At 71.8% G+C, this 26,704-nt stretch carries 22 protein-coding genes; 9 read left to right on the forward strand and 13 right to left on the reverse strand.

Annotation, left to right across the window (positions count from 1 at the left end; all coding sequences use genetic code 11):
• Positions 1 to 27 precede the first annotated feature (27 nt).
• Positions 28 to 1,311 carry an ABC transporter ATP-binding protein gene (locus tag ACIHAD_RS16235; protein WP_397355227.1) on the forward strand — a complete coding sequence of 428 codons (1,284 nt, stop codon included), beginning with the start codon at positions 28 to 30 and terminating at the stop codon, positions 1,309 to 1,311.
• A gap of 16 nt (positions 1,312 to 1,327) precedes the next feature.
• Here the strand turns inward: ACIHAD_RS16235 and ACIHAD_RS16240 are convergent, their stop codons facing one another.
• The 3 genes from ACIHAD_RS16240 to ACIHAD_RS16250 form a co-directional block, all read right to left on the reverse strand.
• Positions 1,328 to 2,533 carry a hypothetical protein gene (locus ACIHAD_RS16240; RefSeq protein WP_397355229.1) on the reverse strand — a complete coding sequence of 402 codons (1,206 nt, stop codon included), beginning with the start codon at positions 2,531 to 2,533 and terminating at the stop codon, positions 1,328 to 1,330.
• Between the two features lie 163 nt (positions 2,534 to 2,696).
• On the reverse strand, positions 2,697 to 3,974 hold the full coding sequence (locus tag ACIHAD_RS16245) for an acyltransferase family protein (RefSeq protein WP_397355231.1): 1,278 nt from the start codon (positions 3,972 to 3,974) through the stop codon (positions 2,697 to 2,699).
• 24 nt (positions 3,975 to 3,998) lie between these two features.
• Complete coding sequence (locus ACIHAD_RS16250) at positions 3,999 to 5,081, reverse strand: cation diffusion facilitator family transporter (RefSeq protein WP_397355232.1); 1,083 nt, start codon at positions 5,079 to 5,081, stop codon at positions 3,999 to 4,001.
• A 51-nt stretch (positions 5,082 to 5,132) separates the two neighbouring features.
• Here ACIHAD_RS16250 and ACIHAD_RS16255 point away from each other — a divergent pair, with 51 nt between their 5' ends.
• Positions 5,133 to 5,489 carry an ArsR/SmtB family transcription factor gene (locus ACIHAD_RS16255; protein ID WP_397355233.1) on the forward strand — a complete coding sequence of 119 codons (357 nt, stop codon included), beginning with the start codon at positions 5,133 to 5,135 and terminating at the stop codon, positions 5,487 to 5,489.
• On the opposite strand, the gene ACIHAD_RS16260 is transcribed toward ACIHAD_RS16255, so the two are convergent.
• The 3 genes from ACIHAD_RS16260 to ACIHAD_RS16270 all read right to left on the reverse strand — a co-directional run bounded on the left by ACIHAD_RS16260 (position 5,490) and on the right by ACIHAD_RS16270 (position 10,672).
• Positions 5,490 to 6,653, reverse strand: a complete 1,164-nt coding sequence (locus tag ACIHAD_RS16260; protein WP_397355235.1) for an acyl-CoA dehydrogenase family protein — start codon at positions 6,651 to 6,653, stop codon at positions 5,490 to 5,492. It abuts the gene before it with no gap.
• A gap of 73 nt (positions 6,654 to 6,726) precedes the next feature.
• Positions 6,727 to 7,329: an amino acid-binding protein gene (locus ACIHAD_RS16265; protein ID WP_397355237.1), complete on the reverse strand. Its 603-nt coding sequence runs from the start codon at positions 7,327 to 7,329 to the stop codon at positions 6,727 to 6,729.
• 208 nt (positions 7,330 to 7,537) lie between these two features.
• The gene (locus ACIHAD_RS16270; protein ID WP_397355238.1) at positions 7,538 to 10,672 is read right to left on the reverse strand and encodes a bifunctional cytochrome P450/NADPH--P450 reductase; all 3,135 of its coding nucleotides are present in this window, start codon (positions 10,670 to 10,672) and stop codon (positions 7,538 to 7,540) included.
• A 54-nt stretch (positions 10,673 to 10,726) separates the two neighbouring features.
• Here ACIHAD_RS16270 and ACIHAD_RS16275 point away from each other — a divergent pair, with 54 nt between their 5' ends.
• Together ACIHAD_RS16275 and ACIHAD_RS16280 are read left to right on the forward strand one after the other, a co-directional pair.
• A complete protein-coding gene (locus ACIHAD_RS16275; RefSeq protein ID WP_397355239.1) occupies positions 10,727 to 11,284 on the forward strand; it encodes a TetR/AcrR family transcriptional regulator in 558 nt (185 codons plus the stop codon).
• Positions 11,285 to 11,498: 214 nt separating this feature from the next.
• Complete coding sequence (locus ACIHAD_RS16280) at positions 11,499 to 11,876, forward strand: hypothetical protein (protein ID WP_397355240.1); 378 nt, start codon at positions 11,499 to 11,501, stop codon at positions 11,874 to 11,876.
• A gap of 25 nt (positions 11,877 to 11,901) precedes the next feature.
• On the opposite strand, the gene ACIHAD_RS16285 is transcribed toward ACIHAD_RS16280, so the two are convergent.
• From ACIHAD_RS16285 to ACIHAD_RS16310, 6 genes are read right to left on the reverse strand one after another with little or no spacing between them, the layout of a single operon-like run.
• A complete protein-coding gene (locus tag ACIHAD_RS16285) occupies positions 11,902 to 12,198 on the reverse strand; it encodes a hypothetical protein (RefSeq protein ID WP_397355241.1) in 297 nt (98 codons plus the stop codon).
• Between the two features lie 18 nt (positions 12,199 to 12,216).
• Positions 12,217 to 13,467, reverse strand: a complete 1,251-nt coding sequence (locus tag ACIHAD_RS16290; RefSeq protein ID WP_397355243.1) for a right-handed parallel beta-helix repeat-containing protein — start codon at positions 13,465 to 13,467, stop codon at positions 12,217 to 12,219.
• A gap of 58 nt (positions 13,468 to 13,525) precedes the next feature.
• Positions 13,526 to 15,310, reverse strand: a complete 1,785-nt coding sequence (locus ACIHAD_RS16295; protein ID WP_397355244.1) for a glycoside hydrolase family 13 protein — start codon at positions 15,308 to 15,310, stop codon at positions 13,526 to 13,528.
• 5 nt (positions 15,311 to 15,315) lie between these two features.
• Positions 15,316 to 16,155 (reverse strand): sugar ABC transporter permease, encoded by an 840-nt coding sequence (locus ACIHAD_RS16300; protein WP_397355245.1) that lies wholly within the window; start codon positions 16,153 to 16,155, stop codon positions 15,316 to 15,318.
• Positions 16,152 to 17,720, reverse strand: coding sequence for an ABC transporter permease subunit (locus ACIHAD_RS16305; protein ID WP_397355246.1), 1,569 nt, complete (start codon positions 17,718 to 17,720; stop codon positions 16,152 to 16,154). The genes ACIHAD_RS16300 and ACIHAD_RS16305 overlap by 4 nt, the downstream gene beginning before the upstream one ends.
• A 1-nt stretch (position 17,721) precedes the next feature.
• Positions 17,722 to 18,999 carry an extracellular solute-binding protein gene (locus ACIHAD_RS16310; RefSeq protein ID WP_397355247.1) on the reverse strand — a complete coding sequence of 426 codons (1,278 nt, stop codon included), beginning with the start codon at positions 18,997 to 18,999 and terminating at the stop codon, positions 17,722 to 17,724.
• Positions 19,000 to 19,297: 298 nt separating this feature from the next.
• On the opposite strand from ACIHAD_RS16310, the gene ACIHAD_RS16315 reads away from it, so the two are divergent.
• From ACIHAD_RS16315 to ACIHAD_RS16325, 3 genes are all read left to right on the forward strand, one after another.
• Positions 19,298 to 20,791 (forward strand): glycoside hydrolase family 13 protein, encoded by a 1,494-nt coding sequence (locus ACIHAD_RS16315; protein ID WP_397355248.1) that lies wholly within the window; start codon positions 19,298 to 19,300, stop codon positions 20,789 to 20,791.
• Positions 20,792 to 20,854: 63 nt separating this feature from the next.
• On the forward strand, positions 20,855 to 22,210 hold the full coding sequence (locus tag ACIHAD_RS16320; protein ID WP_397355249.1) for a sensor histidine kinase: 1,356 nt from the start codon (positions 20,855 to 20,857) through the stop codon (positions 22,208 to 22,210).
• A 47-nt stretch (positions 22,211 to 22,257) separates the two neighbouring features.
• Positions 22,258 to 23,076 carry an SAM-dependent methyltransferase gene (locus tag ACIHAD_RS16325; protein ID WP_397355250.1) on the forward strand — a complete coding sequence of 273 codons (819 nt, stop codon included), beginning with the start codon at positions 22,258 to 22,260 and terminating at the stop codon, positions 23,074 to 23,076.
• Between the two features lie 10 nt (positions 23,077 to 23,086).
• Here the strand turns inward: ACIHAD_RS16325 and ACIHAD_RS16330 are convergent, their stop codons facing one another.
• On the reverse strand, positions 23,087 to 24,415 hold the full coding sequence (locus ACIHAD_RS16330; RefSeq protein ID WP_397355251.1) for a cation:dicarboxylate symporter family transporter: 1,329 nt from the start codon (positions 24,413 to 24,415) through the stop codon (positions 23,087 to 23,089).
• A gap of 107 nt (positions 24,416 to 24,522) precedes the next feature.
• On the opposite strand from ACIHAD_RS16330, the gene ACIHAD_RS16335 reads away from it, so the two are divergent.
• Both ACIHAD_RS16335 and ACIHAD_RS16340 read left to right on the forward strand, forming a co-directional pair.
• Entirely contained in the window at positions 24,523 to 26,016 is a 1,494-nt protein-coding gene (locus ACIHAD_RS16335; protein WP_397355252.1) for an ATP-binding protein, read from the forward strand.
• Positions 26,013 to 26,696 carry a response regulator gene (locus ACIHAD_RS16340; RefSeq protein WP_397355253.1) on the forward strand — a complete coding sequence of 228 codons (684 nt, stop codon included), beginning with the start codon at positions 26,013 to 26,015 and terminating at the stop codon, positions 26,694 to 26,696. Before ACIHAD_RS16335 ends, ACIHAD_RS16340 begins: the two co-directional genes overlap by 4 nt.
• Positions 26,697 to 26,704 lie beyond the last annotated feature (8 nt).

The following is a 26,704-nucleotide window of genomic DNA, read 5'->3' on the forward strand; positions in this document are numbered from 1 at the left end:
GGTGACACGCGCGCAAGGTGTGAGCCCATGAGCTCGGTCGTTCTCGACAAAGTGACCAAGGTGTATCCGGGCGGCTACCTGGCAGTCGACCGGTTGAGCCTTCAGGCCGAGGATGGCGAGTTCCTCGTCCTCCTCGGTCCATCCGGTTGCGGCAAGTCCACGCTGTTGCGGATGATCGCCGGCCTGGAGGAGATCACTGAAGGTGATCTCTGGCTGGACGGCCAGCTCGCCAACCACCTGCCACCGCGCGACCGCGACGTGGCCATGGTGTTCCAGAACGGCGCCCTCTACCCCCACCGGACCGTACGCGGGAACATCGCCTTCCCCCTGGAGATCGCCAAGTCGGACCCGGCGATGGTGCGCGACCGCGTCACCGAGCTGTCGAAGGCGCTGCACATCGACGAGACGCTCGACCGCCGCCCCGGCACCCTGTCAGGCGGCCAGCGGCAGCGCGTGGCGATGGGCCGGGCGATCGTCCGGCAGCCGAAGCTGTTCCTCATGGACGAGCCGCTGTCGAACCTCGACGCGGGCATGCGCACCGAACTCCGCATGGAGATCTCCGCGCTGGTCAGGTCGCTCGGGGTCACCACGATCTACGTCACGCACGACCAGGTCGAGGCGCTCACCCTGGCCGACCGGATCGCGATCCTGAATCGCGGCGTCCTTCAGGACGTCGGCACTCCGGCCCAGATTTACAACGATCCAGCGACGGCGTTCGTGGCGGCCTTCCTCAACTCCCAGCAGTTGAACCTGTTGGCGGCCGGTGTCAGAACGCCGCAGAACCAGTACGTCATGCTGGACTTCGGCCCGCATCGGCTCACGATGCCCTGGAGCGATCCCAGGGCGTACGCCATCTCTCAGCACACGGGCGGGCAGGTGCTGGTCGGCATGCGTCCCGACGGCCTGGCGCCGGTGCCGGAGTCGTACGACGGGCCGTCCTTCTACGGGCGGGTGCGGGCGCTGGAGTACCACGGGCACGAGTGGCTGGCGTACCTGGAGTGCGGCATGCCGGCCGTGCCGGTGCCCGAGCCGCCGGACCCGCGCGCCCGCATGAACGGCGAGCGCAACGGCGCGGGCGGGCTGTCCGGGATGGTACGGCGGCTGTTCTCGCAGCGGACGCAGGAGCACGAGGAGCAGGAGCAGGTCGGCCAGAACGTGGGCAGCGGCTTCCACCGCCGCTCGGACCTGATCGTCCGGCTGGGCAACCGGCCGATGTGGCGGGCGGGGGACGCGGCGAAGGTCGCGGTGGACCTGTCCCGCCTCATGATCTTCACTCTGGACGGCACCCGCATCGACCCGCCCCGCCGCTGACCCGCTCGGAACCGCGTCACGCCTCAGGAGCTCGCCCGCCGGGAGGACCGGAAGGCGGGCCGGGGCTCCAGCGGGAGCCGGTCGGGGTGTCCTCCACGAGCACGCCGCCGCGCGCCATGGCCTCCCGCAGCGCGTCCGCCACCTCGTACCGTCCCGCCCGCCGCAGGTCCGCGCGCAGGTCGAGCAGGGGTTCGGCCAGCGTGCGCAGGTTGGCGGTCGCGGCGGCCGCGCCCAGGCGGGCGATCAGCAGCCGCAGCAGCTCCCGGGCCTGGTCGACGCCGCCGGAGTCCTCCTCGGTGTCGGCGGCCCACTTGACGATCTCCGCCTCCAGGTACAGCACGAGCTGCGCCGCCGCGACCATGTCCGGCTCGCCGACCGCGTCCTTGAACAGCTCCTCGCAGGACCGGATCGTCTCCTCCAGAGTGACGGCGGGTTCCACGACGGCGGGCTGTGGCGGCGCGACCGTCCCGGGCGTGGCCCCCTCCGCCAGGCCGCGGACGACGGCCAGGCTCGTACGGGTCCCCGCAGGCAGCACGGTCACCGCCCCCGGACGCCGTACGGTCAGGCCGCCGCGCCCCGCCACCTCCACCGCCTCGGACTCCAGGTCGATGATCAGCGCCGTGTGCTCGTCGAGCCCCAGGACGGCGGTCTGCGGCGGCAGCTCCCGTTCCATCCGCGACAACCGCCGCTCGCCCAGGTAGCAGTAGCGGGTGTCGTGGGTGCCGCCCTCGGCGTTGTCGAAGTGCGGGATCAGCACGGCCCGCAGGCCCAGCGTCTTCAGCAGGTCGACGCCCTCGCGCCAGTGGGGCTCGGCGCCCACCTTGTAGATCTCGTAGACGGGCACGGTGGCCAGGCCCGCGGTGCAGGCGGCGGCCGAGGCGAGCACGGTCACCCCCTGCCGGGAGCGTACGCGGGCCCGCAGATCGCCGGCCACGCCGGAGGCGGCCCACCGGTCGAGCGCGTACGTGGGGCTGCCCGGCCCGGAGAACACCCAGTCCGCCCCCGTGACGCCGGCGGCCACCTCGACCTCCAGCCCGACGCTGCGGGCGAAGTAGCGGCGGGCGCGGGCGGAGATGTCGGCGGCGTTCTCCTGGAAGGCGTAGGGGGTGTCGAGCAGCACGGCGCGGGCCCCCGTACGGAGTCCGCGCGCCACCGCCCGGTGGACCTCGACCATGGTCGGGCTCGTCTCCCCCGACCCCATGAGCACCAGCGAACCCGGCATGACCTCGGCCCCTCTCTCACCCGCCGGCGACCGCGGACGGCTCCCGGCACGCCGAGCATGCAAGGAGCCTGCACATCACTGGCAGGGTCCGCGCGGACGACCCGCACACCATCTTGCACTCCACGAGCCGGCGGCACGAGCCCGGCGACCGGATCGTGCTGACCTACGCGGTGTGCCCCGGCCCGTCGCCCTGGCTGCCCGCTCCCTGGAGGCCCATCCGCGCGTCGCGGCCCTCCTGGCGCCGGTCGGCGCCCGCGTCCGAGGCACCGGTCCGCCGGGACAGACGCCGGCCCAGCGCCTGCATGGGGCGTTCGACGTACCGGTAGGAGAGCGCGCTGGCGGCCAGGATCAGCGCCAGGGCCAGCCCGGCCATCGCGAGCTGGTACGGCAGCGGCGAGCGCCGCAGGTCGCCGCTGACCTCCACGAAGTACTTCAGCAGCGGATGGTGCACCAGGTAGAGGGAGTAGCTGATCAGCCCGAGCCAGGTGAGCACGGCGGGCAGCCGCCGCCCGCGCAGCGCCATCGCGCCCGCGAAGGTCGCCGCCGCCAGCGCGATCGTGGTCAGCCACACGTCGGCCTCGACCCACCACCAGCCGCTCTCGATCGCCCACACCGGAGCGACGGCCACCAGCGCCGCCGTCACCGCGACCGGCCACAACCCGCCGCGCCCGCGCTCCCACCGGTGGATCGCCGTGCCGGCGAACATGACCGCGACCACGGCCGCGCCCAGCCACGGCACCCGGCTGCTCAGCAGCAGCAGCGCCAGCGCCATCAGCCCCAGCACGCACGCCGCGGTCCTGCGGAACCAGCCGCCGACCACGCAGGCGAGCCCGGCGGCGAACACCGCGCACGACACGTACGCCGGCCATCCGCCCCGCAGCACCGCCCCCGACACCACCAGCCCGACCGCGACGGACGCGCCGGCGAACAGCACGGACACCAGCCCGCTGCGCTCGTGCGCCCTGATCAGGAACAGCGCCGTGACCAGCAGGTAGAACACCATCTCGTACGACAGCGTCCACATCGTGTCGGCCACGCCGCCCACGCTCACGACGTCGAGCAGCATGGTCGCGTGGGCCGCCACCGCGCTCCCGTCGCGCGGCACGCCCTCGCGCACCGGCACCCACCAGGACGCGGCCAGCACCAGCGCGATCACGGCCAGGTAGAGGGGGTAGAGGCGGAAGGCGCGGCTGGTCCAGAAGGCCCGCACGTCGCCGTGGCGTTCCAGCGAGGTCGGGATGATGTACCCGCTGACCAGGAAGAACACCAAGATGCCGTAGACGCCGAGGCTGAACCAGTAGGGCCGCAGCGCGGGCAGGAACCACGGCAGCAGGTGCTCGGCGACCACCGCGAGCGCGCCGATGCCGCGCAGGGCGTCGAGCCAGGCGAGCCTGGACGGCGCGCCGGGCATGGTCGTCTCGGGGGTCGCGGCGGTCGGCACCCGCCCCAACTTACCCGCAGCGGGCTAGGTGATGCGGTGGGTCGCCAGGGACGCGTGGTGGTCGGCGCCGTCGGGGCCGCAGGGGTCGGTGTGGACGGTGGCGGCGCGCAGGCGGGGCAGGTCGTGGATGAGGCGGTGCTCGGCCTCGACCGCCACGGCGTGGGCGTCGACGACCGACATGGCGTGGTTCACCAGGATCTCGACCTCGGCGTGCAGGGCGTGGCCGATCCAGCGCAGGCGCACCGAGCCGACGCGCTCGACGCCCGGGACGGCGGCGAGGATGCGTTCGGCCTCGTCCACCAGGGCGGGGTCGACGGCGTCCATGAGGCGGTGGTAGATCTCCCGGGCGGCGTCGCGCAGGACGAAGCAGATGGCGACGGTGATCAGCAGGCCGACGACCGGGTCGGCGATCGGGAACCCGAGGGCCGCGCCGCCCGCGCCGAGGAGCACGGCCAGGGAGGTGAAGCCGTCGGTCCTGGCGTGCAGGCCGTCGGCCACGAGCGCGGCCGAGCCGATCTGGCGGCCCACGGTGATGCGGTAGCGCGCGACCCACTCGTTGCCGACGAACCCGGCCAGCGCGGCGGCGGCCACCCAGCCGAGCGCCCGGACGTCCTGGGGCTCGACGAGCCGCCGGACGGCCTCGTACCCGGCCAGGGCCGCCGAGGCGGCGATGAGCACGACGATGACGATGCCCGCGAGGTCCTCGGCCCGGCCGTAGCCGTAGGTGAAGCGGCGGGTGGCGGCACGGCGGCCGAGCGAGAACGCGATGGCCAGCGGGACGGCGGTGAGCGCGTCGGCCAGGTTGTGCAGGGTGTCGCCGAGCAGTGCGACCGACCCCGACGCGACCACGATCACGGCCTGCACGACGGCCGTGAGCATGAGGACCGCGAAGGAGACGGCCAGCACGCGCATGCCCCGGCTGCTGGACTCTAAGGCGCTGTCGGTCTTGGCGGCGCTGTCGTGGCTGTGCGGCGTGAACGCGTGCGCGGCCCTGGCGGCCAGCGCCCTGACCCCCCGCCGTTCCCCCGGCCCATGACCATGACCATGACCGTGGCCGTGGCCGTGGCCGTGACCATGGCCATGTGAGTGGGTATCGGAGTCAGACATAGGCCCTCCTCTGCTTGCGCATCACGTCCGCTCCCACCAGGATATGTAGTCATGTACGCACGCGACAACGTCTCAGGTGCGGACCACTCGCAGGAGCAACCCACTCCCGCCCAGGTCAACGCCGCCGTGGACGCGTTCCGCATGCTCAGCGACGCCACCCGGCTCCGCCTCATGTGGGAGTTGTCCACCGGCGAGCTGGACGTGAACTCCCTGGCCCAGGCGGTCGGCGCGGCACGCCCGTCGGTCTCGCAACACCTGGCCAAGCTCCGGCTGGCGGGCCTGGTGGACACCCGCAGGGACGGCCGCCGGGTGCTCTACCGCGCCCGCGACGGGCACGTGCGGGCGCTCATCGCCGAGGCGCTGTCCCATGCCGACCACGAGGTCTCAGGGCTGCCCCGGCACGACTAGCTACCAGCCCACCCTGCCCTTGCCGGAGACGAGGGCGCGGGCGATCACCAGCCTCTGGATGTCGTTGGTGCCCTCGCCGATCGCCATCAGCGGCGCATCCCGGTAGAGCCGTTCGACGACGAACTCCTGGGAGTAGCCGTAGCCGCCGTGGATGCGCATCGCCTCCAGCGAGGCCTTCAGCGCCACCTCGGAGGCGAAGTACTTGGCCATGCCCGCCTCCATGTCCACCCGCTTGCCCCCGTCGGCCCGGGACGCGGCCCAGTACGTGAGCAGCCGGGCCGCCTGGATCTCGGTCGCCAGGTCGGCGAGCTTGAGCTGGACGGCCTGGAAGTCGGCGATGGGCTGCCCGAACGCGGTGCGCTCCCGGGCGTACTCCAGGGCGGCGTCGTAGGCGGCCTGGGCGACGCCGACGGCGCGGGCGGCGATGTTGACCCGGCCGATCTCCAGCCCGCCGAGCACCTGCTGCATGCCGCGCCCCTCGACGCCGCCGAGCAGCGCCGAGACCGGCACCCGCACCTCGTCGAGCACGACCTCGCACGTCTCGGTGCCCTTGTAGCCGAGCTTGGGCAGGTCGCGGCTGACGCCGAAGCCGGGCGAGGCCGGATCGACGAGCAGCACGGACATGCCCTTGTGGGCGGGCTCGGTGATCGAGGTCTTGACCAGGACGGGCAGCGGGTCGGCGTGCCGGGCGTTGGTGATCCACGTCTTGGTGCCGGTCACCACGTAGTGGTCGCCGTCGCGGACCGCGCGGGTCTGGATGCCCTGGAGGTCGGTGCCTGCGCCGGGCTCGGTGAGCGCGATCGCGGTACGGCGGGCGCCGCCGGCCAGGTCGGCGAGGTGGAGGCGTTTCTGCTCGTCGGTGCCGTGCTTGGCGATCATCCAGCAGGCCAGCGAGTGGGAGCCGATCGTGCCGGCCACGCCCATCCAGCCCCGCGCGATCTCCTCGAAGACCAGCGCGAAGGAGACCATGTCGGCGCCCAGCCCGCCGTACTCCTCGGGGACGGTCAGCCCGAACAGCCCCATCTGCTTCATCTTCTCGACGATCTCGGTGGGGTAGCGGCCCGAGTGCTCCCACTCGGTGGCCACGGGCAGGATCTCCTTCTCCACGAAGGCGCGCAGGGTCTCGCGGAAGGCCTTCTGCTCGTCGGTCAGCTCGAAATCCATGGCCTCAGGTCCTCTGCGCGGGAGGGACGGTAGAGGCTCACGTTATTCGTCTGATGTTTGGCCGGTCAATCGTCTAGGCGCGGGCGGCCAGCATGGCGACGACGTCCACGATGCGGACCGCGCGTTCCAGCTCGGCGCGGTGGAAGACCGGCCCGCCGGCGCGGGCGACCACGACGTGCATGCGCTGCGGAACCATGGGCAGCAGCATCAGCCGCAGGTCCGCCGAGTCCAGGGTGATCGCGCGCGGGGGCGGGTCGGGCAGGTTCACCACCTCCGGCGCCGCCATCGAGGCATGCCGTACGGCGCCGTCCTCGACCGCGACCGACCACTCGGCGCCGCACAGCGCGGGCAGGGCGTCCACCAGCGTGGCCAGCCCCCGTGCCGGTTCCGTGGCCACGTGCATGAGCAGGTCGTAGTCGGGGGCGGAGCCGGGCACGTCGCGGGTGGGCCAGACGCCCTCGACGCGTACGCCCGGCGTCGCCGACAGGCGTTCGCAGACCTCCGTCGCGCTGATCGGTCCCGGCCAGGACACGATGAAGTCGTCCACGGCCCGACCGGTCTCCCGTTCGAGCACGGTGACCTGCAGGATGTCGGCGCCGAGCGTCCCCAGCGCCTTCGCGACCTGGCCAAGGCCGCCCGGCCGGTCCGGCAGGGACACCCTCAGTCGCAGCAGCATTGCCCGCCCCCTTTCCCAGAGGCTCTCACAGCGCCGTGGACAGGTTTCGCGTATGTTCCACGGATATGTCGCGCATGCTGCGCTTCTATCCCAGAATCCAGCGCTAAGTCCGGATTGTCGAACCTGGGTGGCGGTTTGAGCAGGTGTTTTCCCAAAATCGACCAAGGATCGTTCAAGGATCAGGCGGACGTATCCCCGCACGTGGGGATCAGGCGAACACGTCCTGCTGGTAGCGGCCGTCCGCCTCCAGGGCGGCCAGCCAGGCCGCGCCGTCCGCGCCGTCCGCGCCGTCCGCGCCGGTGCGGCGCAGGTGCACGTCCAGCAGCGCCTGGCGCACCGCGGGGGCCATGCGCAGGCCGTCGCCGCAGACGTAGACGTACGCGCCCTGCTCCAGCAGCTCCCACACCTCCTCGGCGTGGCCGGCGACGGCGTCCTGGACGTAGCGGTACGGGTGCCCAGCCACGGCCGAGAACGCGGTGTGCACGTTGACCTCCTCGCGAGCGGCCCAGGCGGTCACCTCGTCCCGGTACAGCCAGTCGTGGTCGGGGTGGCGGCAGCCGGTGAAGACCTCGGCCCGGCCGCACGCCCCGCTCAGCGCCCGCTCCTCCAGGAAACCGCGCAGCGGCGCGAACCCCGTACCGGGACCGACCAGGACGACCGGCGTGGCCGGGTCGTCCGGCAGCCGGAACGGCGGCGCGGGCACGCGTACGTACCCGTAGAACACCTCCCCGGGCCGCAGCCCGGCCAGGTACGCCGAGCACATGCCCTGGTAGGTGCCGCTGCCGGACCAGGCGGGCCCCTCGACCAGCCCGACGGTGAGCCGCACGAGGCCGGGTCCGGCCAGCGGCGAGGAGGAGACCGAGTAGTAGCGCGGCCTGATCGGCCCGGCCATCTCCAGGAACACCGGCAGCGGCAGTTCGACGGCCGGGAAACGCTCCAGCAGGGTCAGCGGCGAGACCCGCTTGGCCAGGATCTCGTCGGCGTAGTTGGCGGTCAGCTCGGCGAGCCGGCCGCGCGTCCAGGGGCAGCCGGTGTGCGCGGTCAGGGCCTCCAGGTCGGACCTGGTGGCCACCTCCTGGAGCTCGGCGAACTCGGTCAGCAGCAGTCCGGCCGTCACCGGCGTGTCCACGGGCAGGTGGGTGGCGCCCGCGGCGCGCAGCCGCACCACCTGCTCGCGCGGGACGCGCAGGCAGCGCAGCGCCCACTCCACCAGCTCGGGGTCGTTCTTGGCGAAGACGGCGACGTGGTCGCCCGCCGTGTACGTGACGCCCTCGGGCAGGCGGGCCACGATGGAGCGCACGCCGGGCCGCGGGGCCTCGGCCGAGAAGTCCCACAGGCCGGTGGGGTCGCCGGTCAGCTCCTCGTTGGACACGACGGTCAGCGGCACGGCCCGCTCGGAGACGACGGCCGGCCTGACCTCGCTCTCGCCGAGCACCTCCATCTCGTAGCGCGGCCCGGCCGCGCCCGCCGGGGCGCTGTACTGCTCGGCCAGCGCCGCCCAGAGCCTGGCGGTCCACGCCGAGACGTCGCCGTCGAAGTCGCCGTCGGCGTCGGCCTCGCCGCGCTCGACGAGCGTCACCGCCCCGGCCGCGGTCAGCTTCTCGCCGGCGCGGCGCGGGAAGTCCTGGTACGTCGGCCACTGGGAGTTGCCGCAGCCGAGCACCGCCAGGCGCACGCCCGACAGGTCGGGCAGCTCCTCCAGGGCGTCGAAGCGCTGGGCGTTGTCGGGCGCCTTGCCGTTGTAGGAGGAGGCGACCACGACGAGCAGGCCCTCCGACGGCGGGGTGAGCTCGTCCAAAGTGGTCAGGGTGGTGGCGAAGCCGGACCGGCCGGCCCGCTCGGCCAGCCGCTCGGCGATGTCGGCGGCGGTGCCCAGGTTGGAGCCGTAGGCGACGGTGAGCGGCACGCCGGTGACCGCGAGGTCGTGCTGCCGCCCCTCCCCTGCGGGCCGGGTGACGTCGGCGGCGGTGGTGCGCTCGTGGGCGCGGCGCTCGCGTACCCGCAGGGTGAACCCGTCGGGCTTGATGGTCAGCGTCTGCTTGATCTTCATCCGGTAGGCGTCCGGGTCGGAGACGGCGAAGCGGCGCAGGATCATGGCCAGGGCGAGCCGGGCCTCGGTCAGCGCGAACTGGCGGCCGATGCAGGCGCGCTCGCCGTTGCCGAACGGCTTGTACGCCGCCGGGTGGTGGGCCTTCTTGTTCTCCGGCAGCCAGCGGTCGATGTCGAACTCCTCCGGCCGCTCCCACGCCTTGGGGTGGCGGTGCAGCGACGGCAGCAGCACGGCGATGCCCTGGCCGGCCTCGATCTCGTACCCGCCGATGGTGGTGGGCTCGACGGCGCTGACGGCGAAGGCGGGGATCGGCGACCAGACCCGCAGCGTCTCCTCCAGGATCCGGGGGATGACGTCGAGCTTCATGATCGTCTCGTAGCTGGGCGGCTCGTCGCCGGGCAGCAGGCGGTCGACCTCGTCGTAGGCCCTGGCCAGGGTGTGCGGGTCGCGCAGCAGGTTGTACAGGGCGAAGGAGAGCAGGCCGCTGGTGGTCTCGTGCCCGGCGATCAGGAAGGTGAGCACCTGGTTGCGGATGTTCTCGTCGGACAGGCGGCCGCCGGTCCGCGGGTCGGCGGCCTCCAGCATGAGGCCGAGCAGATCCTTGGCGTCGCCGGCGCCCTCGGCCCGGCGCCGCCTGATCACGTCGTCCACGAGGCCGCGCATGGTCTCGATGTCGCGCCGGTAGGCCTCCTCGTGGCCGCGCTTCAGCCTGGTGACGAACGGGAGCTGCTGGTTGCGCAGCATGGCCTCGGTCAGCGCGCCGCCCATGGCCTTCAGGAACGGGTGCAGCCCGGGCGAGGCGAAGGAGTCGAAGCGGAAGCCGAAGCCGGTCAGCGAGATCGTGTCCAGCGTCAGCCGGGTCATGTCGTCGGCGACGGGCAGGTCCTGCCCCTGGCGGCCGGCCCACGAGGCGACGAGCTGCTCGGCGACCTCCAGCATCTGCGGGTAGTACGCCTTCATCGAGCGCTGGCTGAAGGCGGGCAGCAGGATGCGGTGCGCCTGCCCCCACACCGGCTCGTGCGGCTCGGCGGTGAACAGGCCGTCGCCGCCGAAGTCGCGCACGATCGACAGCGGCGGCTTGATGCGCTTGACGAACCTGCTCTCGTCGCACACCTCCGCGACCAGGTCGGGGTCGTAGACCAGGACGATCGTGCGGCCGGCGACCTCGAGCCGGAAGATGCCCTCCTCGTACCGCTCGGCGACCTTGACGAAGTGCTCCACCGGCGAGTGGGCCGGGATCTGCAGCGTGTTGCCCAGGATCGGCAGGCCCTGCGGGGCGGGGATACGCCTCATGAGTGCTCCCTTCGGGTAGCCATACACCGTATGGCAGACGCTACCATACGCTGTATGGCAGTGAGTGCGCGCAGGGGAGCTCCCCTGAGTCTTGACGAGATCTGTTCCACCGCGCTGCGCCTGATCGACGAGGGCGGCGTCGAGGGGCTGTCGATGCGGAAACTGGCCGCCGAGCTGGACGTCAACCCCATGTCGGTCTACCACCACGTGGCGAGCAAGGAGGCGCTGCTGGCCCGCATCTGCGAGACGGTCAGCGTCCGGCTGCCGCTGCCGCCCGACGACGGCACCCCGTGGCAGGACCAGCTCCGGGCCCTGGCCCTGGCCTACCACCGGCATGCCCGGCAACATCCGGCGATGTGGACCTATCTGCACAACCACCCCGAGTTCATCGAGGACCGGCGACTGCCGCTCTGGCAGGCGCTCTACCGCATCCTGCGCGCGTCCGGGGTGCCCGAGGAGGAGCTGCGGCGGACGAGCGAGGTGCTGCACGCGTTCGTCTCGGGGTTCGTCTTCGCCGAGACGCGGGGGCACCTGACGGGCGAGCCCGAGGAGGTCGAGCGCAGCTTCGACGTCGCCCTGCACATGATCGTCAACGGCCTGGCCGCCCGGTGACCCCTGCGTTGGAAAGTCCGACCCACTCGCGTCAGGGTGAGTTGGAATTTCCAACGGACAGGAGGGCCGCGATGCGCGACGCCGTCATCGTGCCAGCCGTACGCACCCCGATCGGCAAGGGCAGACCCGTGCACTTCGCCGCGCAGGGCGTCATGTCCGGCGCGTACGACCTGGTGGTGGCCTGTGGCGTGGAGTCGATGAGCCGGGTGCCCATATGGACGCCTTCTCCGCCGGCTCCCACGCCAAGGCCGCCGCCGCCGACTTCGGCGCCGAGATCGCCCCGATCGCCGGCCTGGACCGGGACGAGTCGGTCCGGCCCGCCACCACGCCCGAGATCCTGGCCGGCCTGCGGCCCGCCTTCGCCGACCCCGGCTACGCCGAGCGCTTCCCGCAGATGCTCACCGGCGTGATCCCGGCGACGGAGAAGGTGCTGCGCCGCGCCGGGCTCGCGCTGTCCGACATCGAGCTGTTCCAGGTGAACGAGGCGTTCGCGAGTGTCGTGCTGGCCTGGCTGCGGGAGACGGGGGCCGACCCGGCGAAGGTCGACGTCAACGGCGCCGCCAACGCCCTCGTCCTGGAGCGCACGCCGTAGAACTCCCCGGCCTGGACCGGCGCGGTCAAGCGGCGTCCCAGACGGCCTCGAAGGCCGCCTGGGTGATCTCGGTCAGCTCCCAGATCTCCAGCGGCTGGTCGGTGAGGAAGCCGCGATCGTCCTGGAGCCGGCCCCACCAGTAGCGGTGGGCGACGCGCTCGGTGTCGACCTCGATCTGCCTGATCGCCCAGTGCTCGCCGTCGCCCTCGACGCTCTCGAACAGCCAGACGCGCCCGCCGGGGCCGGCGGTGTGCCAGAAACGGTGGGGCACGTCGGCCTCGGCGAGCTGCTTGACCAGCGGCAGGCGAAGATCCGGAACCATGCCCGGTAGGTTACACCGCTAGTGCTGGTAGGCCCCGGCGTCCGGCGCCCCGGACAGCGGCCTGCCGAGCATGTCCTTGCCGAACGCGGCGCCGCCGTACCACGTGGGCGACAGCGGCAGGCCGCGGCCCAGCGCCGGGGAGCCCGGACGCAGGCGCAGGTCGGTGCGGGAGACGAACAGCGGGTCGGCCTTGACCGACTTCGGCCCCAGCTTGAAGGTCATCTTGCGGCCGGAGTAGACGCTGCCGCCGTCGTCGACGCCCTTGCCGTCGGCCCAGCCCGCCTCGCCGCCGACCTGGATCACGTTGTTGCGCAGCCTGAGGATGGAGGGCGAGCAGCCGTCGTGGCAGGACCAGCCGATGGTGTCCTTGGCCGGCAGGTAGACCGAGTTGTGCACGGCGATCGTGCCCTTGACCGGCCCGACGACGTGGCCGGGGCCGCGGGTGATGAGGAAGGAGCCGCGGCTGCGGCTGGAGGTGACGACGTTGAAGGCGAAGACGTTGCCGGTGGCGGTCTTGCCCTTCTGGGCGCCGAGCTCGGTGAAGGTCTCGTTGTCGCGCGCGGTGTTGTGGGTGACGCGGTTGCGGTCGCCGTTGAAGATCTCGACGGCGGCGCCGTCGGTGCCGTAGTCGTGGCTCTTGGCGTAGCTGCCGGTGATGGTGTTGCGGGTCACCAGGTTGTCGTCGCCGTTGAGCAGCACGCCGAAGGCGCCGGAGTCGTTGTCGCCGCCCTCGTCGTCGACACTCATGCGGTTGTTGCCGGTGAGCGTGCTGTCGCGGACGGTGTTGTGCGAGCCGGACGGCGTGACCCACACACCCGCGACGTTGCCGTCGGCCGCGACGCCGGTCAGCTCGATGTGGTGGCCGCCGAGCTGGAACCCGGCGAACCGGCAGCCGGACGCGCGCAGGCCGCTGATCTGCCAGTAGGCGCCCTTGACGACCACGCAGTCGCTCTCCTCGCCGCTGATCCTGGGCAGGGCGCCGGTGCCGTGGGAGCGGACGACGACGGGCCGGGCGGCGGTGCCCTTGGCCGTGAGCCTGAGCGGGCCGGTGAAGCTGCCGCCCCGCTTGAAGCTGACGATGTCGCCCGGCTTGAGGTCGGCGGAGTTGACCCGCTCCACCGACTTCCACGGCTTGTCGGCGCTGGTGCCGGCGGCGGAGTCGTCGCCGGCCCTGGAGTCGACGTAGTAGGTGGTGGCCGCCCTGGCTTCCGCGGCGGTCGGTACGGCGGCCAGGAGACAGGCCGCGACGGCTACGGAGAGCAACCTCATGCGCGCACACCACTATCTCGTTGAAGACGGTCCGGGGCAGAGCCATACCGTAGCGTGATCAGCGTGTGATGCGCCACACACACAGCGCAGGACCGTCCCCCGGGATCACGTCGCCGTCCTGCGCGTTGTGGACGCCCTGGGCCTGCGCTCCGATGGGCAGCTCGGCGCCGGGCGCCCGGCGTACGGACACCAGCAGCGACTCCTCGAACGTCTCACGCGCGAAGACCAGGCAGTCGGCGTCGGCGTGCAGCCAGCGCAACCCTCCGTGACGCAACGCGGGCTCGGCGCGGCGCAGCCCGAGCAGCTCGCGGTAGGCCGACAGGGTCGCCAGGTCCTGGTCGTGCGGCCGGTTCCAGGGCATCGGGGTGCGCGAGTGCTCCCCGTTGATCCCGGTCAGGCCGAACTCGCTGCCGGCGAAGACCATGGGCGTGCCGGGCAGCGTGGCCTGCAGGCCGAGGGCGAGCAGGTGGCGTTCGCGCGAGCCGGTCACCGTCCGGATGCGCGGCGAGTCGTGGGAGTCCAGGAGCTGCCAGGAGTGCGTGAGCGAGCGCCAGGACATGTGCGAGGCGAACGCCCTGAACGTGGCCACGGTGGCGGCGCCGTCGCGCTCGGGCACGCCGCCCGGCACGCCGAGGAAGTGGGGCAGGTCCAGGTCGGGGCCGCGCAGCCAGGCCCAGACCGGGCGGGTGAAGCCGCCGTAGTTCATGGTGCCGTGCCAGCCGTCGCGGTCGAGGTCGAGCGAGGCGTCGTGGTTGTGCTCGGCGATGAAGGCGGCCTCGGCGCCGAGCCGGCGGCGCAGCATGGCGGCGACCTCGTGGTTGCGGTCGTCGCCGCCGAGCCTGGCGGTCATGTTGGCGACGTCCACGCGCCAGCCGTCCAGGGGGCCGAGCCACTTCTTCAGCACCGCGCGCATGCTGGAGCGCACCAGCTCGCTGCCCCAGTTGAGCTTGGGCAGCGACTTGACGCCCCACCACGACTCGTAGTCGCCGGTGTCGGGGTCGAAGTAGAACATCTCCCGTTCCAGGGCGTTCACGTCGGACACGGCGGCGGTGAACCATTCGTGGGCGTCGCCGCAGTGGTTGGTGGTGATGTCGCCGAGCAGGCGCATGCCGCGGGCGTGCAGCGCGCCCGACAGCCGGTGCAGGGCCTCGTCGCCGCCGAGCAGCGGATCGACGTGCTCGAAGCTCGCGGCGTCGTAGCGGTGGTTGGAGCGGGCCGGGAAGACCGGTGTCAGGTAGACGGTGTCGGCGCCGAGCCCCTGGATGTGGTCCAGGCGGCGGGTGATCCCGTCGAGGTCGCCGCCGTAGAACTGCTGGGCGGTGCCGGGGCCGCTGGGGATCACCGGGTCGCGGTCCCAGTCGCGCGGCAGCGCCCAGTCGGGCAGGTCCGGCATCGGCCCGGAGCGGTCGAACCGGTCGGGGAAGATCTGGTAGACGATCGCGTCCGACATCCACGAGGGCGGCGCCTGGTGGCAGACCAGGCGGAAGTCGCTCGCGTCGGTCAGGTCGTGGGCGACCGGGCCGGCCGCGGTCAGCCACAGCTGGCCGCGGCGGGTGTGCAGCAGGAAGCGGTACGGGGTGACCGGATTGACGGCGGTGATCTCCGCCTGCCACCACACGTCGTCCGCGCCGTATCCGGCGACCGGCGTGCCGGTCCTGGAGTCGTCGACGCGGGCCTCGGCGTAGCGGGGCTCGCCGTCGCAGACGGTACGCACGTGCACGCCGGTGATCCCGGCGGCCCGCGGGGCCCGCAGCCAGAGGGTCACCCGCGAGCCGAGCGCCGGTTCCCTGCTGGAGACGTAGAGAGCTGAGCCGTCGTGATGCGGCTCGCCGACATAGCGCAATGAACCTATCCCTTGACAGCCCCGGCGGTGAGGCCGGAGACGATGTACTTCTGCAGCCATAGGAACACGCTCACCGTGGGCACGGCGGTGAGCAACGTCGCCGCGGCGAACATGCCGAAGTTGGCGTTGCGGTGGTCGCCGGCGATCATGCCGTACATGCCGACGGCCAGGGTCTTGCTCTCGGGGTCGCGCAGGAACACATTGGCCATGAGGAACTCGCTCATGGTGCCGATGAAGGCCAGCAGCGCGGTGACCGCCAGGATCGGCGTGACCAGGGGCATGATGACCCGCCAGAAGATCTGGGCGTGGGTGGCGCCGTCCACGGTGGCGGCCTCGTCGAGCTCCTTGGGCACGGTGTCGAGGAAGCCCTTCATCAGCCAGGTGTTCACGCCGAGCGCGCCGCCCAGGTAGAGCAGCAGCAGGCCCCAGACGGTGTTGAAGCCGAACGCCGGATACAGCTCGGTCACCCTGGTGAAGATCATGAAGATCGTCACGATGGCCAGGAACTGCGGGAACATCTGGATGAGCAGCAGCGCCAGCAGCCCGACCCGGCGGCCGGCGAAGCGCATGCGGCTGAAGGCGTAGGCGGCCAGCATGGACAGCAGCAGGCTCGCGAACGACGAGGCCAGCGCGATGAACACCGAGTTGAAGAACCACCGGCCGAACGGATAGCTGTCGGAGGTGAGCAGGTTGACGAAGTTGGTCAGGCTCGCCCCCGACGGCAGCAGGTCGGTGGAGGCCAGCGTGCCCATCGGGTTGATCGCGGCCGAGACCACGAACAGGATCGGGAACAGCGCGAACGCGCACACCAGCAGCACGAACACGTGCCTGAGCGCGATCCTCATGCGTAGACCTCCTCCTGCTTGCGGGTACGGCGGAAGGCCACGGCCGAGATGACCGCCACGATCGCGAAGATGAACACCGAGATCGCCGCCGCGAACCCGAACTGCGCCCCGCCCGCGCCGAACGCCAGCCGGAAGGTGTAGGTGATCAGCAGGTCGGTGGCGCCCACCTGCGGGCTCTCGGCCGGGAACGGCCCGCCTTCGGTGGTGAGCGCGATGGCGTTGAAGTTGTTGAAGTTGAACGCGAACGACGAGATCAGCAGCGGCGTCAGCGCGACCAGCAGCAGCGGCAGCGTCACCCGGCGGAACGCCTTGAACGGCGTGGCGCCGTCGATGGAGGCCGCCTCGGTCAGCTCGCGCGGGATCGCCTGGAGCGCGCCGGTGGTGACCAGGAACATGTACGGGAAGCCGAGCCACAGGTTGACCAGGATGACCGCGAAGCGGGCGGTGAGGGGCTCGCCGAGCCAGTCGACGTTCAGCCCGAAGAACTGGTTGATCAGGCCGAAGTCGCGGTTGAACATGTCGCGCCAGACCAGCAGCATGGCGAAGGCCGGCATCGCGTACGGCAGGATCAGCGCGATCCGGTACGCCTTCGTGCCGCGCATGCGCGGATGGTGCAGTGCCAGCGCCACGGCCATGCCGAGCCCGAACGTGCCGGCCACCGAGACCAGCGCGAACACCAGGTTCCAGCCCAGCACGCCGACGAAGTAGCCGGAGATGGTGGGGTTGGTCAGGACACGGGCGAAGTTGTCCAGGCCGACGTTCGCCTGCCAGCCCTGGGCCAGGTGCTCGCCCTTGGCGTTGACGAAGTAGCCCTGGGCCTCGTCGGCCGTCCAGGTGTCGCCGTTGCCCTTGACGCAGTCGCAGGCGGCGTCGTGGACGAGCGCGGCCCTGCCCTCCACGGCCCGGCTCAGCCCGTTGGCCTTGATCGCGCCGCCCGGCGTCGGCACGGACATCGCCGAGATCTCCTGGCCGCGGGCGGCGGCCTCGGGCGCCTTCAGCACGGTCACGCCGGGGGCCGACACGACCTTGCCGGTGAGGCCGACCTGGGCGCCCTCCAGCGGGGTCAGCCCCTCGCCGGTGCCCAGCCGTACCTGCTTGGTCTTGGGGTCGACCAGCAGGAACACCAGCTCGTCGCCGCGCAGGGCGGCGGTCAGGCCGTACTCGGGCGAGCCGGGGGCCTGGCGGACCGAGCCGGTCTCGATGGCGGTGACGGCGTCGGACTTGTCGCCGCGGTGCCCGTCGCCGAAGTTCGTGAACGCCGTGGTCACCGTGTAGAGCACGGGAAGCACCTGGAAGGCGATCAGGAAGACGGTGCCGGGGACGAGATACTTGGCCGGGATGAAGCGGCGGGTCAGGTACAGGTAGGCGATGACCGCGGCGGCCAGTCCCAGCAGCGTGAGCGAGACCCACGACTCGGCGGCGACCAGCGGCGGCACGGCGTAGAGCAGGATCGCGGCGGCCACGGCGAGCACCGCGATCCTGCTCACCACGAACGCCGTGGTGAACTCCCGGCGAGGCCGCGGGGACACGATGGTCCCCACGGCCTCGTGCACGTCCTGGGCCATGTCAGTTCTTGAGCGCGCCGTCGATGGCCTTCTGCGCGGCCGCGGCGGCCTTGGCGGCGTCGCCGCCCTTGACCACGGCCGTCTCGGCGATGCCGAACGGCTCCCAGATGGCGGCCATCTCGGGGATGGCGGGCATCGGCATGCCGCTCTTGCCGGCGTCCATGAACTTGGCGGCATCGGGGTCGGCGGCCTGGACCTCCTGCAGCGCGGCGGTCAGCGCCGGGGGCCGGGGGTCGGCCTCGTACAGGGCCTTGGCGACGTCCTTGTTGGTCACGTAGTTGGCGACGAACTCCTGGGCAAGGGCCTTGCTCTTGCCCTTGGCGGCCACGAAGAACGACTGGACGCCGACGAACGGCGTGGCCGGCTTGCCGTCCTTGAACGCCGGGACGGGCGTGATGTCGTAGGAGATGCCGCCCTTCTTGACCTCGCTCATGGCCCACGGGCCGGAGACCAGGTAGGCGCACTTGCCGGCGGCGAAGTTGACGATGTAGTTCTCGTTGGTGACCGACGTCTTGAGCGCGCCGTCACCCTTCTCGCCGAGCTCCTTCAGCTTGCCGAACGCCTTGACCGAGCCCTCGGAGCCGAGCAGCACCTGCTTGGGGTCGGGGTCGCCGGAGGCGGTCTGGCCGAACAGCGCGCCGCCCGCGGAGGCGAACAGCGGGTAGGCGTGGAAGGCGTCGCCCTTGACGCCGACGGGCAGGCAGAGCACCTCCTTGACCTTGCCGGCCTTCTTCAGCTCCGCGCCCTTCTCGATCATCTCGTCGAGGGTGGCGGGGGCGTCGGGGGCGAGCTTGGTGTTGCGGATCAGGGCGATGTTCTCCACCGCGTACGGGGCGCCGTACACCTGGCCGTTGAAGGTGACCGCCTTGATGGCGATGTCCGAGAAGGCCGCCTTCTGCTCGTCGGTCAGCGTGACGGGGTCGATGGCGCCGTTCTGGACGAGGTTGCCGATCCAGTCGTGCGCGCCGATCATGATGTCCGGGCCGCTGCCCTGCTGGGAGGCGGTCAGGAAGGTCATCTGGTTGTCCTTGCTGATCTCCTTGACCTCGACGGTCACGCCGTTCTCGGCGCCGAACTGGTCGGCGAAGGGCTTGAGCGGCTTGACCCGGCTCGGGTCGGCCCAGATGACCAGCGTGCCGCCCGCCGCCGAGGCCGGAGCCGAGGCGGAGGCGGAGCCGCTGGGCTGCGCCGAGGAAGCGGGCGCGCCGGAGTCACCACAAGCCGTAGCGGCGAACGCGAGGGTGGAGAGGGCGGCCACTCCCAGGACCCGTACACGCATGAGACCTCCCGAGGTCATGGAGGAGCGGCGGCGCCTGCGTGCGCCGCCGCCGAAGATCGTTATCCGCCGCTTGCACGGCTGACGTTTCCGGGACGTTAGCGGCTCTTTGCAAGAATTGGAAGAACTTGCGAAAGAGCGTTACCGGAACCACATCCGACCCGTGACCCGCTGACCTCGCCCCCGCTCGCGAGAACGACCTGACACTGAATCTGCAACTTTCCGAAACTTGCACTTGACCTGTCGCAAGAACGCGCGACATCCTGCACCAGACATCACGGACATCGGGGGAAGGAAAGCCATGCTCGGCAACGACGACTGGTGGCGGGACGCCGTCGTGTACCAGGTCTACCCCCGGAGCTTCGCCGACGCCGACGGCGACGGCACCGGCGACCTGAAGGGCGTGCGGGATCGCCTGGACTACCTGGCCAGGCTGGGCGTGGACGCGATCTGGCTGAGCCCCTTCTACACCTCCCCCATGGCCGACGGCGGCTACGACGTGGCCGACTACCGGGACGTGGACCCGATGTTCGGCACGCTGGCCGACTTCGACGCCCTGGTCACCCAGGCCCACGAACGCGACATCCGGGTGATCGTGGACCTGGTCCCCAACCACTCCTCCGACCGCCACCCCTGGTTCCAGGCCGACCTGCGCGACCGTTACATCTTCCGCGACCGCCCCAACGACTGGGAGTCGATCTTCGGCGGCCCGGCCTGGACGCAGGTCGAGGACGGCCAGTGGTACCTGCACCTGTTCGCGCCCGAGCAGCCCGACCTCAACTGGGACAACCCCGAGGTGCGCGCCGAGTTCCGCGACGTCCTGCGCTTCTGGCTGGACCGGGGCGTGGACGGCTTCCGGGTGGACGTGGCCCACGGCATGGTCAAGGCCGAGGGGCTGCCCGACGTCGGCCCCAAGGAGGGCCGCCAGGCCGAGATGCTGGGCGACGAGCGGGTGCCCTACTTCGACCAGGACGGCGTGCACGACATCTACCGGGAGTGGCGGCCGATCCTCGACTCCTACCCCGGCGGGCGGATGGCCGTCGCCGAGGCGTGGGTGTCCTCGCCCGAGCGGCTGGCCCGGTACGTGGGCCCCGACGAGCTGCACCAGGCGTTCAACTTCGAGTTCATGATGGCCGACTTCAACGCCAAGTCGTTCCGTTCGGTGATCGAGAAGTCGCTGGCCGAGGCCGAGCTGGTCGGCGCGCCCACGACATGGGTGTTGTCCAACCACGACAAGCCCCGCCACGTCACCCGGCACGGCGGCCTGGCCCGCGCCCGCGCCGCGACGCTGCTCATGCTGGCCCTGCCCGGCTCGGCCTACCTCTACAACGGCGAGGAGCTGGGCCTGCCCGAGGTCCTCGACCTGCCCGACGAGCTGCGGCAGGACCCGGCCTTCCTGCGCACCGGCGAGAGCCGCGACGGCTGCCGGGTGCCGATCCCGTGGACGAGCGAGCCGGGCTGCGGCTGGAGCGACCCGTGGCTGCCGATCCCCGCGTCGTGGACGCTGCTGTCGGCGCAGGCCCAGGAGCACGACCCGGACTCCACGCTGCACCTCTACCGGGCCGCGCTCAGGCTGCGCAAGGAGCACCCGGCGCTCGGCGGCGGCACGCTGAGGTGGCTGGAGACCTCCGAGGACGTGCTGGCCGTCCAGCGCGACCCGGGCCTGGTCGTGATGCTGAACACCGGCGAGGAGCCGGTCGCCCCGGTCGTGCCCGGCACGGTGCTGCTGGCCAGCGGCCCGCCGGCGGCCGACGGCTCGGTCCCGCCGGACACGACGGTCTGGATCCAGCGCTGACGTTGGGGGAACCTTTCCCTTAACGCGGCATTTGGCGGCAATTACGGTTAGTAGTCTCGGGGAGTGCCACCCCTGTGGGCCCGCTCCCTGCGCGGACGCGTCACCCTCATCGCGACGGCCGTAGCCGCCCTCGTGCTGATCCCCGTGGGCATCGCCGGATGCATCGTCGCGCGGTCCGTGGTGACGGCCGGCGTCTACCGGGACACGCTGGACACCGCCGAGCGGGTGGCCTCCGAGATGCGCGCCGGCGGGTTGCCGCAGGGCGCCACGATCCCCGTGCCCAACCCGTCCATCGACCTGATCCAGATCGTCGGCACCGACGGCCGCATCCTGGCCAGCAGCGACGCGGCCAGGAACCTGCCGCCGCTCAGCGACGTGCGGCCCACCGCCGAGAGCCGGGTCGTCAACACCACCAACTGCCTGCCGACCGAGTGCGTGCACCTGTCGGCGGTAAAGGCCGGTACGTCGGAGGACTCCCCCATCGTCTACGCCGGCCGCAGCACCCCGGAGGTGCTGGCCTCGCAGACGCTGGAGGTGATCGTGTTCTCCCAGGTGGCGGCGCTGATCGCGCTCACCGCCTGGGCGACCTGGCTGGTCACCGGCCGCGCGCTGCGCCCGGTGGCGACCATGCGCGCCGAACTGGACGCGGTCAGCGCGGGCGACCTGAGCCACCGGGTCACCCAGCCGGGCGGCGAGGACGAGGTCGCCATGCTGGCCAAGGCCGTCAACAACAACCTGGCCCGGTTGGAACGTTCCGCGCTGCAGCAGCGCCAGTTCGCCTCCGACGCCTCCCACGAGCTGCGCACCCCGATCGCCGGGCTGCGCGCCCAGCTGGAGAGCGCCCAGCTCTACCCGGAGGACACCGACGTGGAGGCGCTGGTGGAGAGCGCCCTGCGCGACACCGACCGGCTGGAGGCCATCATCACCGACCTGCTCCTGCTGGCCAGGATCGGCTCCCGGGTGGACGTGGTCAGGGAGCCGGTGGACCTGGCCGGGCTGGTACGGCAGGAGCTGGCCGTGCGCAGCGACAAGCTGCCCACGCGGCTGGAGCTGACCGAGGGCGTGGTCGTCGAGGGCGTGCGCCTGCAACTGACCAGGGTGCTGACGAACCTGCTGGACAACGCCCAGCGGCACGCCGAGACCATGGTGTGGGTCGTGGTCGCCAGGGAGGCGGGCCCGTCCAGGGGCGGCACGGCCGTGCTGGCGGTGGAGAACGACGGCCAGGAGATCGCCGAGGCCGACCGGGAGCGCATCTTCGAGCGGTTCACCCGCCTGGACGCCGCCCGCAGCCGCGACTCCGGCGGCACCGGCCTCGGCCTGGCCATCGCCAGGGACGTGGCGATGGCCCACCGGGGCAGCGTGCGCGTGGAGGACCGGCCGGGCGGGGCGCGGTTCGTCCTGAGGCTTCCGGCCATCTGATGCCGAAAGCGTAGATTTCCGGCAGCCGGTTAGTGGATCATGCCCTCATGACGCAAGAAGTCCCCCAGGGCGTGGATCCTCACATCCCCAACACCGCGCGCATGTACGACTACTTCCTGGGCGGAAAGAACAATTTCCCGGCCGACCGGGAGCTGGCCGAGCTGGTGCTGAGCGCGATGCCGGAGGTCAGGGACGGCACGCGGGAGAACCGGCTGCTGATCGGCCGGGTGGTGAGGTACCTGTGCGACCAGGGCGTCACCCAGTTCCTCGACCTCGGCTCCGGCCTGCCGGCCGCCGAGAACGTGCACGAGGTGGCGCTGCGGCTCGCGCCGCAGGCCCGCGTGGTCTACGTGGACAGCGACCCGGTGGTGGCCGCGCACGGGCGGGCGCTGCTGGCCGGCCCCGAGCAGGTGGCCATGCTGCACGGCGACGTCCGGCGCCCGCGGGAGGTGCTCGACAGCCCCGAGGTGCGCGGACTGCTGGACTTCGGCAAGCCCGTCGCCGTCCTCATGATGTTCCTGCTGCACCTGATCCCCGACAAGGACGACCCGCAGGGCTTCGTGGCCGCCTACCGCGACGCGCTCGCGCCCGGCAGCTATCTGGCCCTCTCGCACGTGGGCACCGACCACGCGCCCGAGCGTGTGGCCCGCGTCAGCCAGTTCTACCGGCGGGCCAACGCGCCCTTCTGCCCGCGGCCGGGCAAGGAGATCGCCGCCTTCTTCGGCGACTTCGAGCTGATCCCGCCCGGTCTGGCCACCGGCAAGGGGCCGGAGCTCGGTTTCCCGTTCACCGACCCCCAGAGCCCGCCGTTCTACGACGAGGACTTCGCCCGCATGGGGTACGCGGGCATCGGCCGCAAACCGTAGAGGCGACACCCTAGACGCGCACGACCTCCCGTTCCGCCTCGGGGCCGGGACGGTCGTCCTCCTCGTCCAGCAGCGTGGACTCGTCGAACGGCGCCCGCCCGGCCAGCACCTCGGCGGCGCGTTCCCGGTCGAACTCCCCGGTCCAGGTGCCGACCACGACGGTGGCCACGGCGTTGCCCGCGAAGTTGGTCAGCGCCCTGGCCTCGGACATGAACCGGTCGATGCCGACGATGAGGCCGACGCCGTCCACCAGCTCGGGGCGGTGCGACTGCAGGCCGCCGGCGAGGGTGGCCAGGCCCGCCCCGGTCACGCCCGCGGCGCCCTTGGAGGCGACCATCATGAACAGCAGCAGCGAGATCTGCTCGCCGACCTGCAGCGGAGCGCCGGTGGCCGAGGCGATGAACAGCGTGGCCATGGTGAGGTAGATGGCGGTGCCGTCGAGGTTGAAGGAGTAGCCGGTCGGCACGGTGATGCCGGCCACCGTCCGGCTCACGCCGAAGTGCTCCATCTTCGCGATCAGCCGCGGCAGCGCCGTCTCCGACGACGACGTGGACAGGATCAGCAGGAACTCCCTGCCGAGGTAGCGCAGCAGCGACCACAGGTTGATCCGGGCCACCAGCCACAGCAGCGCGCCCAGCACCACGCCCACGAACAGCAGGCAGGTGACGTAGAAGGCGATCATGATGATGGCCAGGCTCTTGAGCGCCTCGATCCCGGTGGCGCCGACGACGGCCGCGATGGCGCCGAACGCGCCGACCGGCGCGGCCCACATGACCATGGCGAGGATGCGGAACACCAGCCGCTGGACGTGCTCGACGCCGCGCAGGATCGGCGCGCCCCGCTCCCCCATGGCCTGCAGCGCGAACCCGGCCAGCAGCGCCACCAGCAGCGTCTGCAGGACCGAGCCCTCGGTGAAGGCCGACACCAGGGTGAGGGGGATGATGCCGAGCAGGAAGTCGACCCCGCCGGTGGCCTCGCCCTTGGCCGCCTCGGCCTCGGCGGCCTGCTTGGCGGCGTCGGTCAGGTGCAGCCCGGAGCCGGGATCGATGACGTTGCCGACCAGCAGGCCGATGACCAGGGCCACGGTGGACATCACCATGAAGTAGCCGAGCGCGAGGCCGCCGACCTTGCCGACCTTGGCGGCCTGGCGTACCGAGCCGATGCCGAGCACGATCGTGCAGAAGATGATGGGGCTGATCAGCATCTTGATCAGGGCCACGAAGCCGGTGCCGAGGGGTTTGAGCTCCTTGCCCGCCTCCGGCCAGACGAATCCGACCAGGATGCCGAGCAGGACCGCCACGATGACGGCCAGATACAGGTAACGAGTTCGATCACGCATGGGGGTCTCTCCACCGCTTTGGAAAAAAGGGGCTGGCCATGCGACTATGCGCCTCACTGTGACCCACGTCACGATTGAGTAAGTTTCGTTCACGCAAGGGGAGGCTCATGCGCCGCTGGAGCCTGGCGGGCCAGATGCTGGTCCTGCAGTTGCTCGTGGTCGCGGTCGCCGTCACGGGCTGCGCGGTGCTCGCGCTGGTGCAGGCCCATCGCCTGCTCACCGAGGAGGCGGGCGACACGGCCAGGGCCGTGGCGGTCGGCGTGGCCGCCGCGCCGGGCGTGGCCGCCGCCCTGGACGGCCCGGAGCCGACCCTGGCGCTGCAGCCGTACGCCGAACGGGTGCGCGAGCGGACGGGCGTCGACTTCGTCACCATCATGAAGCCGGACGGCACCCGCTACACCCACCCGAACCCGGCCGAGATCGGCCGGCGCTTCCTCGGCCACACCGGGCGGGCGCTGGCCGGCGAGACCTTCGTGGAGACCTACACCGGCACGCTCGGCCCCTCCAAGCGGGCCGTGACGCCCGTGTGGTCCGGCGGCCGGGTGCGGGCCCTGGTCAGCGCGGGCATCACGATCGACCGGATCAGCGCCAGGCTGCGCGACCAGCTCGCCTGGAGCGGCTTGGTCGCCGCGCTCGCGCTCGGCCTGGGCGCGGCCGGGACGTGGCTGGTCACCGTACGGCTGCGCCGCCAGACCCACGGGCTCGGCCCGGTCGAGCTGGGCCGCATCCACGACCACCACGACGCCGTCCTGCACGCCGTGCGGGAGGGGCTGCTGCTGGTCGGCGGCGACGGCACGCTGACGCTGTGCAACGACGCCGCCAGGCAGCTCCTGGACCTGCCGCCGGACGCCGAGGGCCGGCACGTGGCCGAGCTGGGCCTGTCGGCGCTGCTGGAGGGCCACGAGGAACGCGTGCACCTGGCCGGTGACCGGGTGCTGGCCGTCAACAGCGCGGCCAGCAGGCTCGGCACGGTGGTGACCGTACGCGACCACACCGAGCTGCAGGCGCTGGCCGGGCAGCTCGACGCCGAGCGCGGCTTCGCCGACTCGCTGCGCTCGGCCGCGCACGAGGCCGCCAACCGGCTGCACACCGTGATCACGCTGGTCGAGCTGGGACGCACCGAGCAGGCGGTCGCGCTGGGCACGGCGGAGCTGCGCGCGGCGCAGGAGCTGACCGACCGGGTGGTCGGCGCGGTGCGCGAGCCGGTGCTGGCCGCGCTGCTGCTCGGCAAGAGCGCCGAGGCGGCCGAGCGCGGCGGCGAGCTGGTCCTGACGCCGGACAGCGACCTCGACGACCTGGGCCTGGACCCGCGCGACCTGGTCACGATCGTCGGCAACCTGGTCGACAACGCCCTCGACGCGGCCACCAGGGTCGAGGTGCGGCTGGGCGCGGACCGCGACGGGGTGATGATCAGAGTGGCCGACGACGGGCCGGGGCTGACCGCGCCGGAGGCGTTCGCGAAGGGCTGGACCACCAAGGGCGACGGCCACGGGCTCGGCCTGGCGCTGGTCGGGCAGGCGGTGCGGCGGCTCGGCGGCACGATCGACGTGGCCGGATCGGCGTTCACGGTGCGGCTGCCGGTCCCGGAGCGGGCGCGGTGAGCAGGTCGGGCGCGCCGGTCTCCGTGCTGATCGTGGAGGACGAGGAGATCACGGCCGAGGCCAACCGGGTCTACGTCGAGCGGGTGGCCGGCTTCGAGGTGGCCGGGGTGGCGCGCTCGGGCGGCGAGGCGCTGCGGTTCCTGCGCGGGCGGCCCGTCGACCTCATCCTGCTGGACCTGTACCTGCCCGACATGCACGGCCTGGAGGTGTGCCGCGCGGTGCGGGCCGGCGGGCTGCTGTGCGACGTCATCGCCGTCACCTCCGCGCGCGACCTGGCCATGGTCCGTTCGGCGGTGTCGCTGGGCGTCTCGCAGTACCTTCTCAAGCCGTTCACCTACGCGACCCTGGCCGAGAAGCTGACGCGTTACGCCCGGTTCAGGCAGGACACCGGCGTGATCGTCGCCCAGGGTGACGTGGACCGGGTGCTCGGCACCCTGCGCGGCACCTCCGAGCTGCCCAAAGGGCTGGCCCGCGACACCCTCGACGCCGTGTCGGCCCGGCTGCGCGAGCGGCCAGGCGGCAGCTCGGCGCAGAGCGTGGCGGAGGCGGTGGGGGTGTCGCGGGTGACCGCCCGTCGCTACCTGGAACACCTGGTCGAGCTGGGGATGGCGGTGCGCGTGCCGCAGTACGGCGGGGTGGGCCGGCCAGAGTTGTTCTACCGGATCCCCATGGAACGTTAATGGCGGTG

The organism is Nonomuraea sp. NPDC052265 (assembly GCF_044547985.1).
Classification (GTDB): domain Bacteria; phylum Actinomycetota; class Actinomycetes; order Streptosporangiales; family Streptosporangiaceae; genus Nonomuraea.

Bases quoted from the DNA above. Each gene is read 5' to 3' on its own strand.
- ACIHAD_RS16265 (WP_397355237.1), bottom strand. From the start codon at position 7,329: ATGCTGCTGCGACTGAGGGTGTCCCTGCCGGACCGGCCGGGCGGCCTT.
- ACIHAD_RS16315 (WP_397355248.1), top strand. From the start codon at position 19,298: ATGCTCGGCAACGACGACTGGTGGCGGGACGCCGTCGTGTACCAGGTC.
- ACIHAD_RS16280 (WP_397355240.1), top strand. From the start codon at position 11,499: ATGGACGCCTTCTCCGCCGGCTCCCACGCCAAGGCCGCCGCCGCCGAC.
- ACIHAD_RS16250 (WP_397355232.1), bottom strand. From the start codon at position 5,081: ATGTCTGACTCCGATACCCACTCACATGGCCATGGTCACGGCCACGGC.
- ACIHAD_RS16270 (WP_397355238.1), bottom strand. From the start codon at position 10,672: ATGAGGCGTATCCCCGCCCCGCAGGGCCTGCCGATCCTGGGCAACACG.
- ACIHAD_RS16240 (WP_397355229.1), bottom strand. From the start codon at position 2,533: ATGCCGGGTTCGCTGGTGCTCATGGGGTCGGGGGAGACGAGCCCGACC.
- ACIHAD_RS16300 (WP_397355245.1), bottom strand. From the start codon at position 16,155: ATGAGGATCGCGCTCAGGCACGTGTTCGTGCTGCTGGTGTGCGCGTTC.
- ACIHAD_RS16235 (WP_397355227.1), top strand. From the start codon at position 28: ATGAGCTCGGTCGTTCTCGACAAAGTGACCAAGGTGTATCCGGGCGGC.
- ACIHAD_RS16275 (WP_397355239.1), top strand. From the start codon at position 10,727: ATGGCAGTGAGTGCGCGCAGGGGAGCTCCCCTGAGTCTTGACGAGATC.
- ACIHAD_RS16305 (WP_397355246.1), bottom strand. From the start codon at position 17,720: ATGGCCCAGGACGTGCACGAGGCCGTGGGGACCATCGTGTCCCCGCGG.
- ACIHAD_RS16285 (WP_397355241.1), bottom strand. From the start codon at position 12,198: ATGGTTCCGGATCTTCGCCTGCCGCTGGTCAAGCAGCTCGCCGAGGCC.
- ACIHAD_RS16290 (WP_397355243.1), bottom strand. From the start codon at position 13,467: ATGAGGTTGCTCTCCGTAGCCGTCGCGGCCTGTCTCCTGGCCGCCGTA.
- ACIHAD_RS16330 (WP_397355251.1), bottom strand. From the start codon at position 24,415: ATGCGTGATCGAACTCGTTACCTGTATCTGGCCGTCATCGTGGCGGTC.
- ACIHAD_RS16325 (WP_397355250.1), top strand. From the start codon at position 22,258: ATGACGCAAGAAGTCCCCCAGGGCGTGGATCCTCACATCCCCAACACC.
- ACIHAD_RS16335 (WP_397355252.1), top strand. From the start codon at position 24,523: ATGCGCCGCTGGAGCCTGGCGGGCCAGATGCTGGTCCTGCAGTTGCTC.
- ACIHAD_RS16310 (WP_397355247.1), bottom strand. From the start codon at position 18,999: ATGCGTGTACGGGTCCTGGGAGTGGCCGCCCTCTCCACCCTCGCGTTC.
- ACIHAD_RS16255 (WP_397355233.1), top strand. From the start codon at position 5,133: ATGTACGCACGCGACAACGTCTCAGGTGCGGACCACTCGCAGGAGCAA.
- ACIHAD_RS16260 (WP_397355235.1), bottom strand. From the start codon at position 6,653: ATGGATTTCGAGCTGACCGACGAGCAGAAGGCCTTCCGCGAGACCCTG.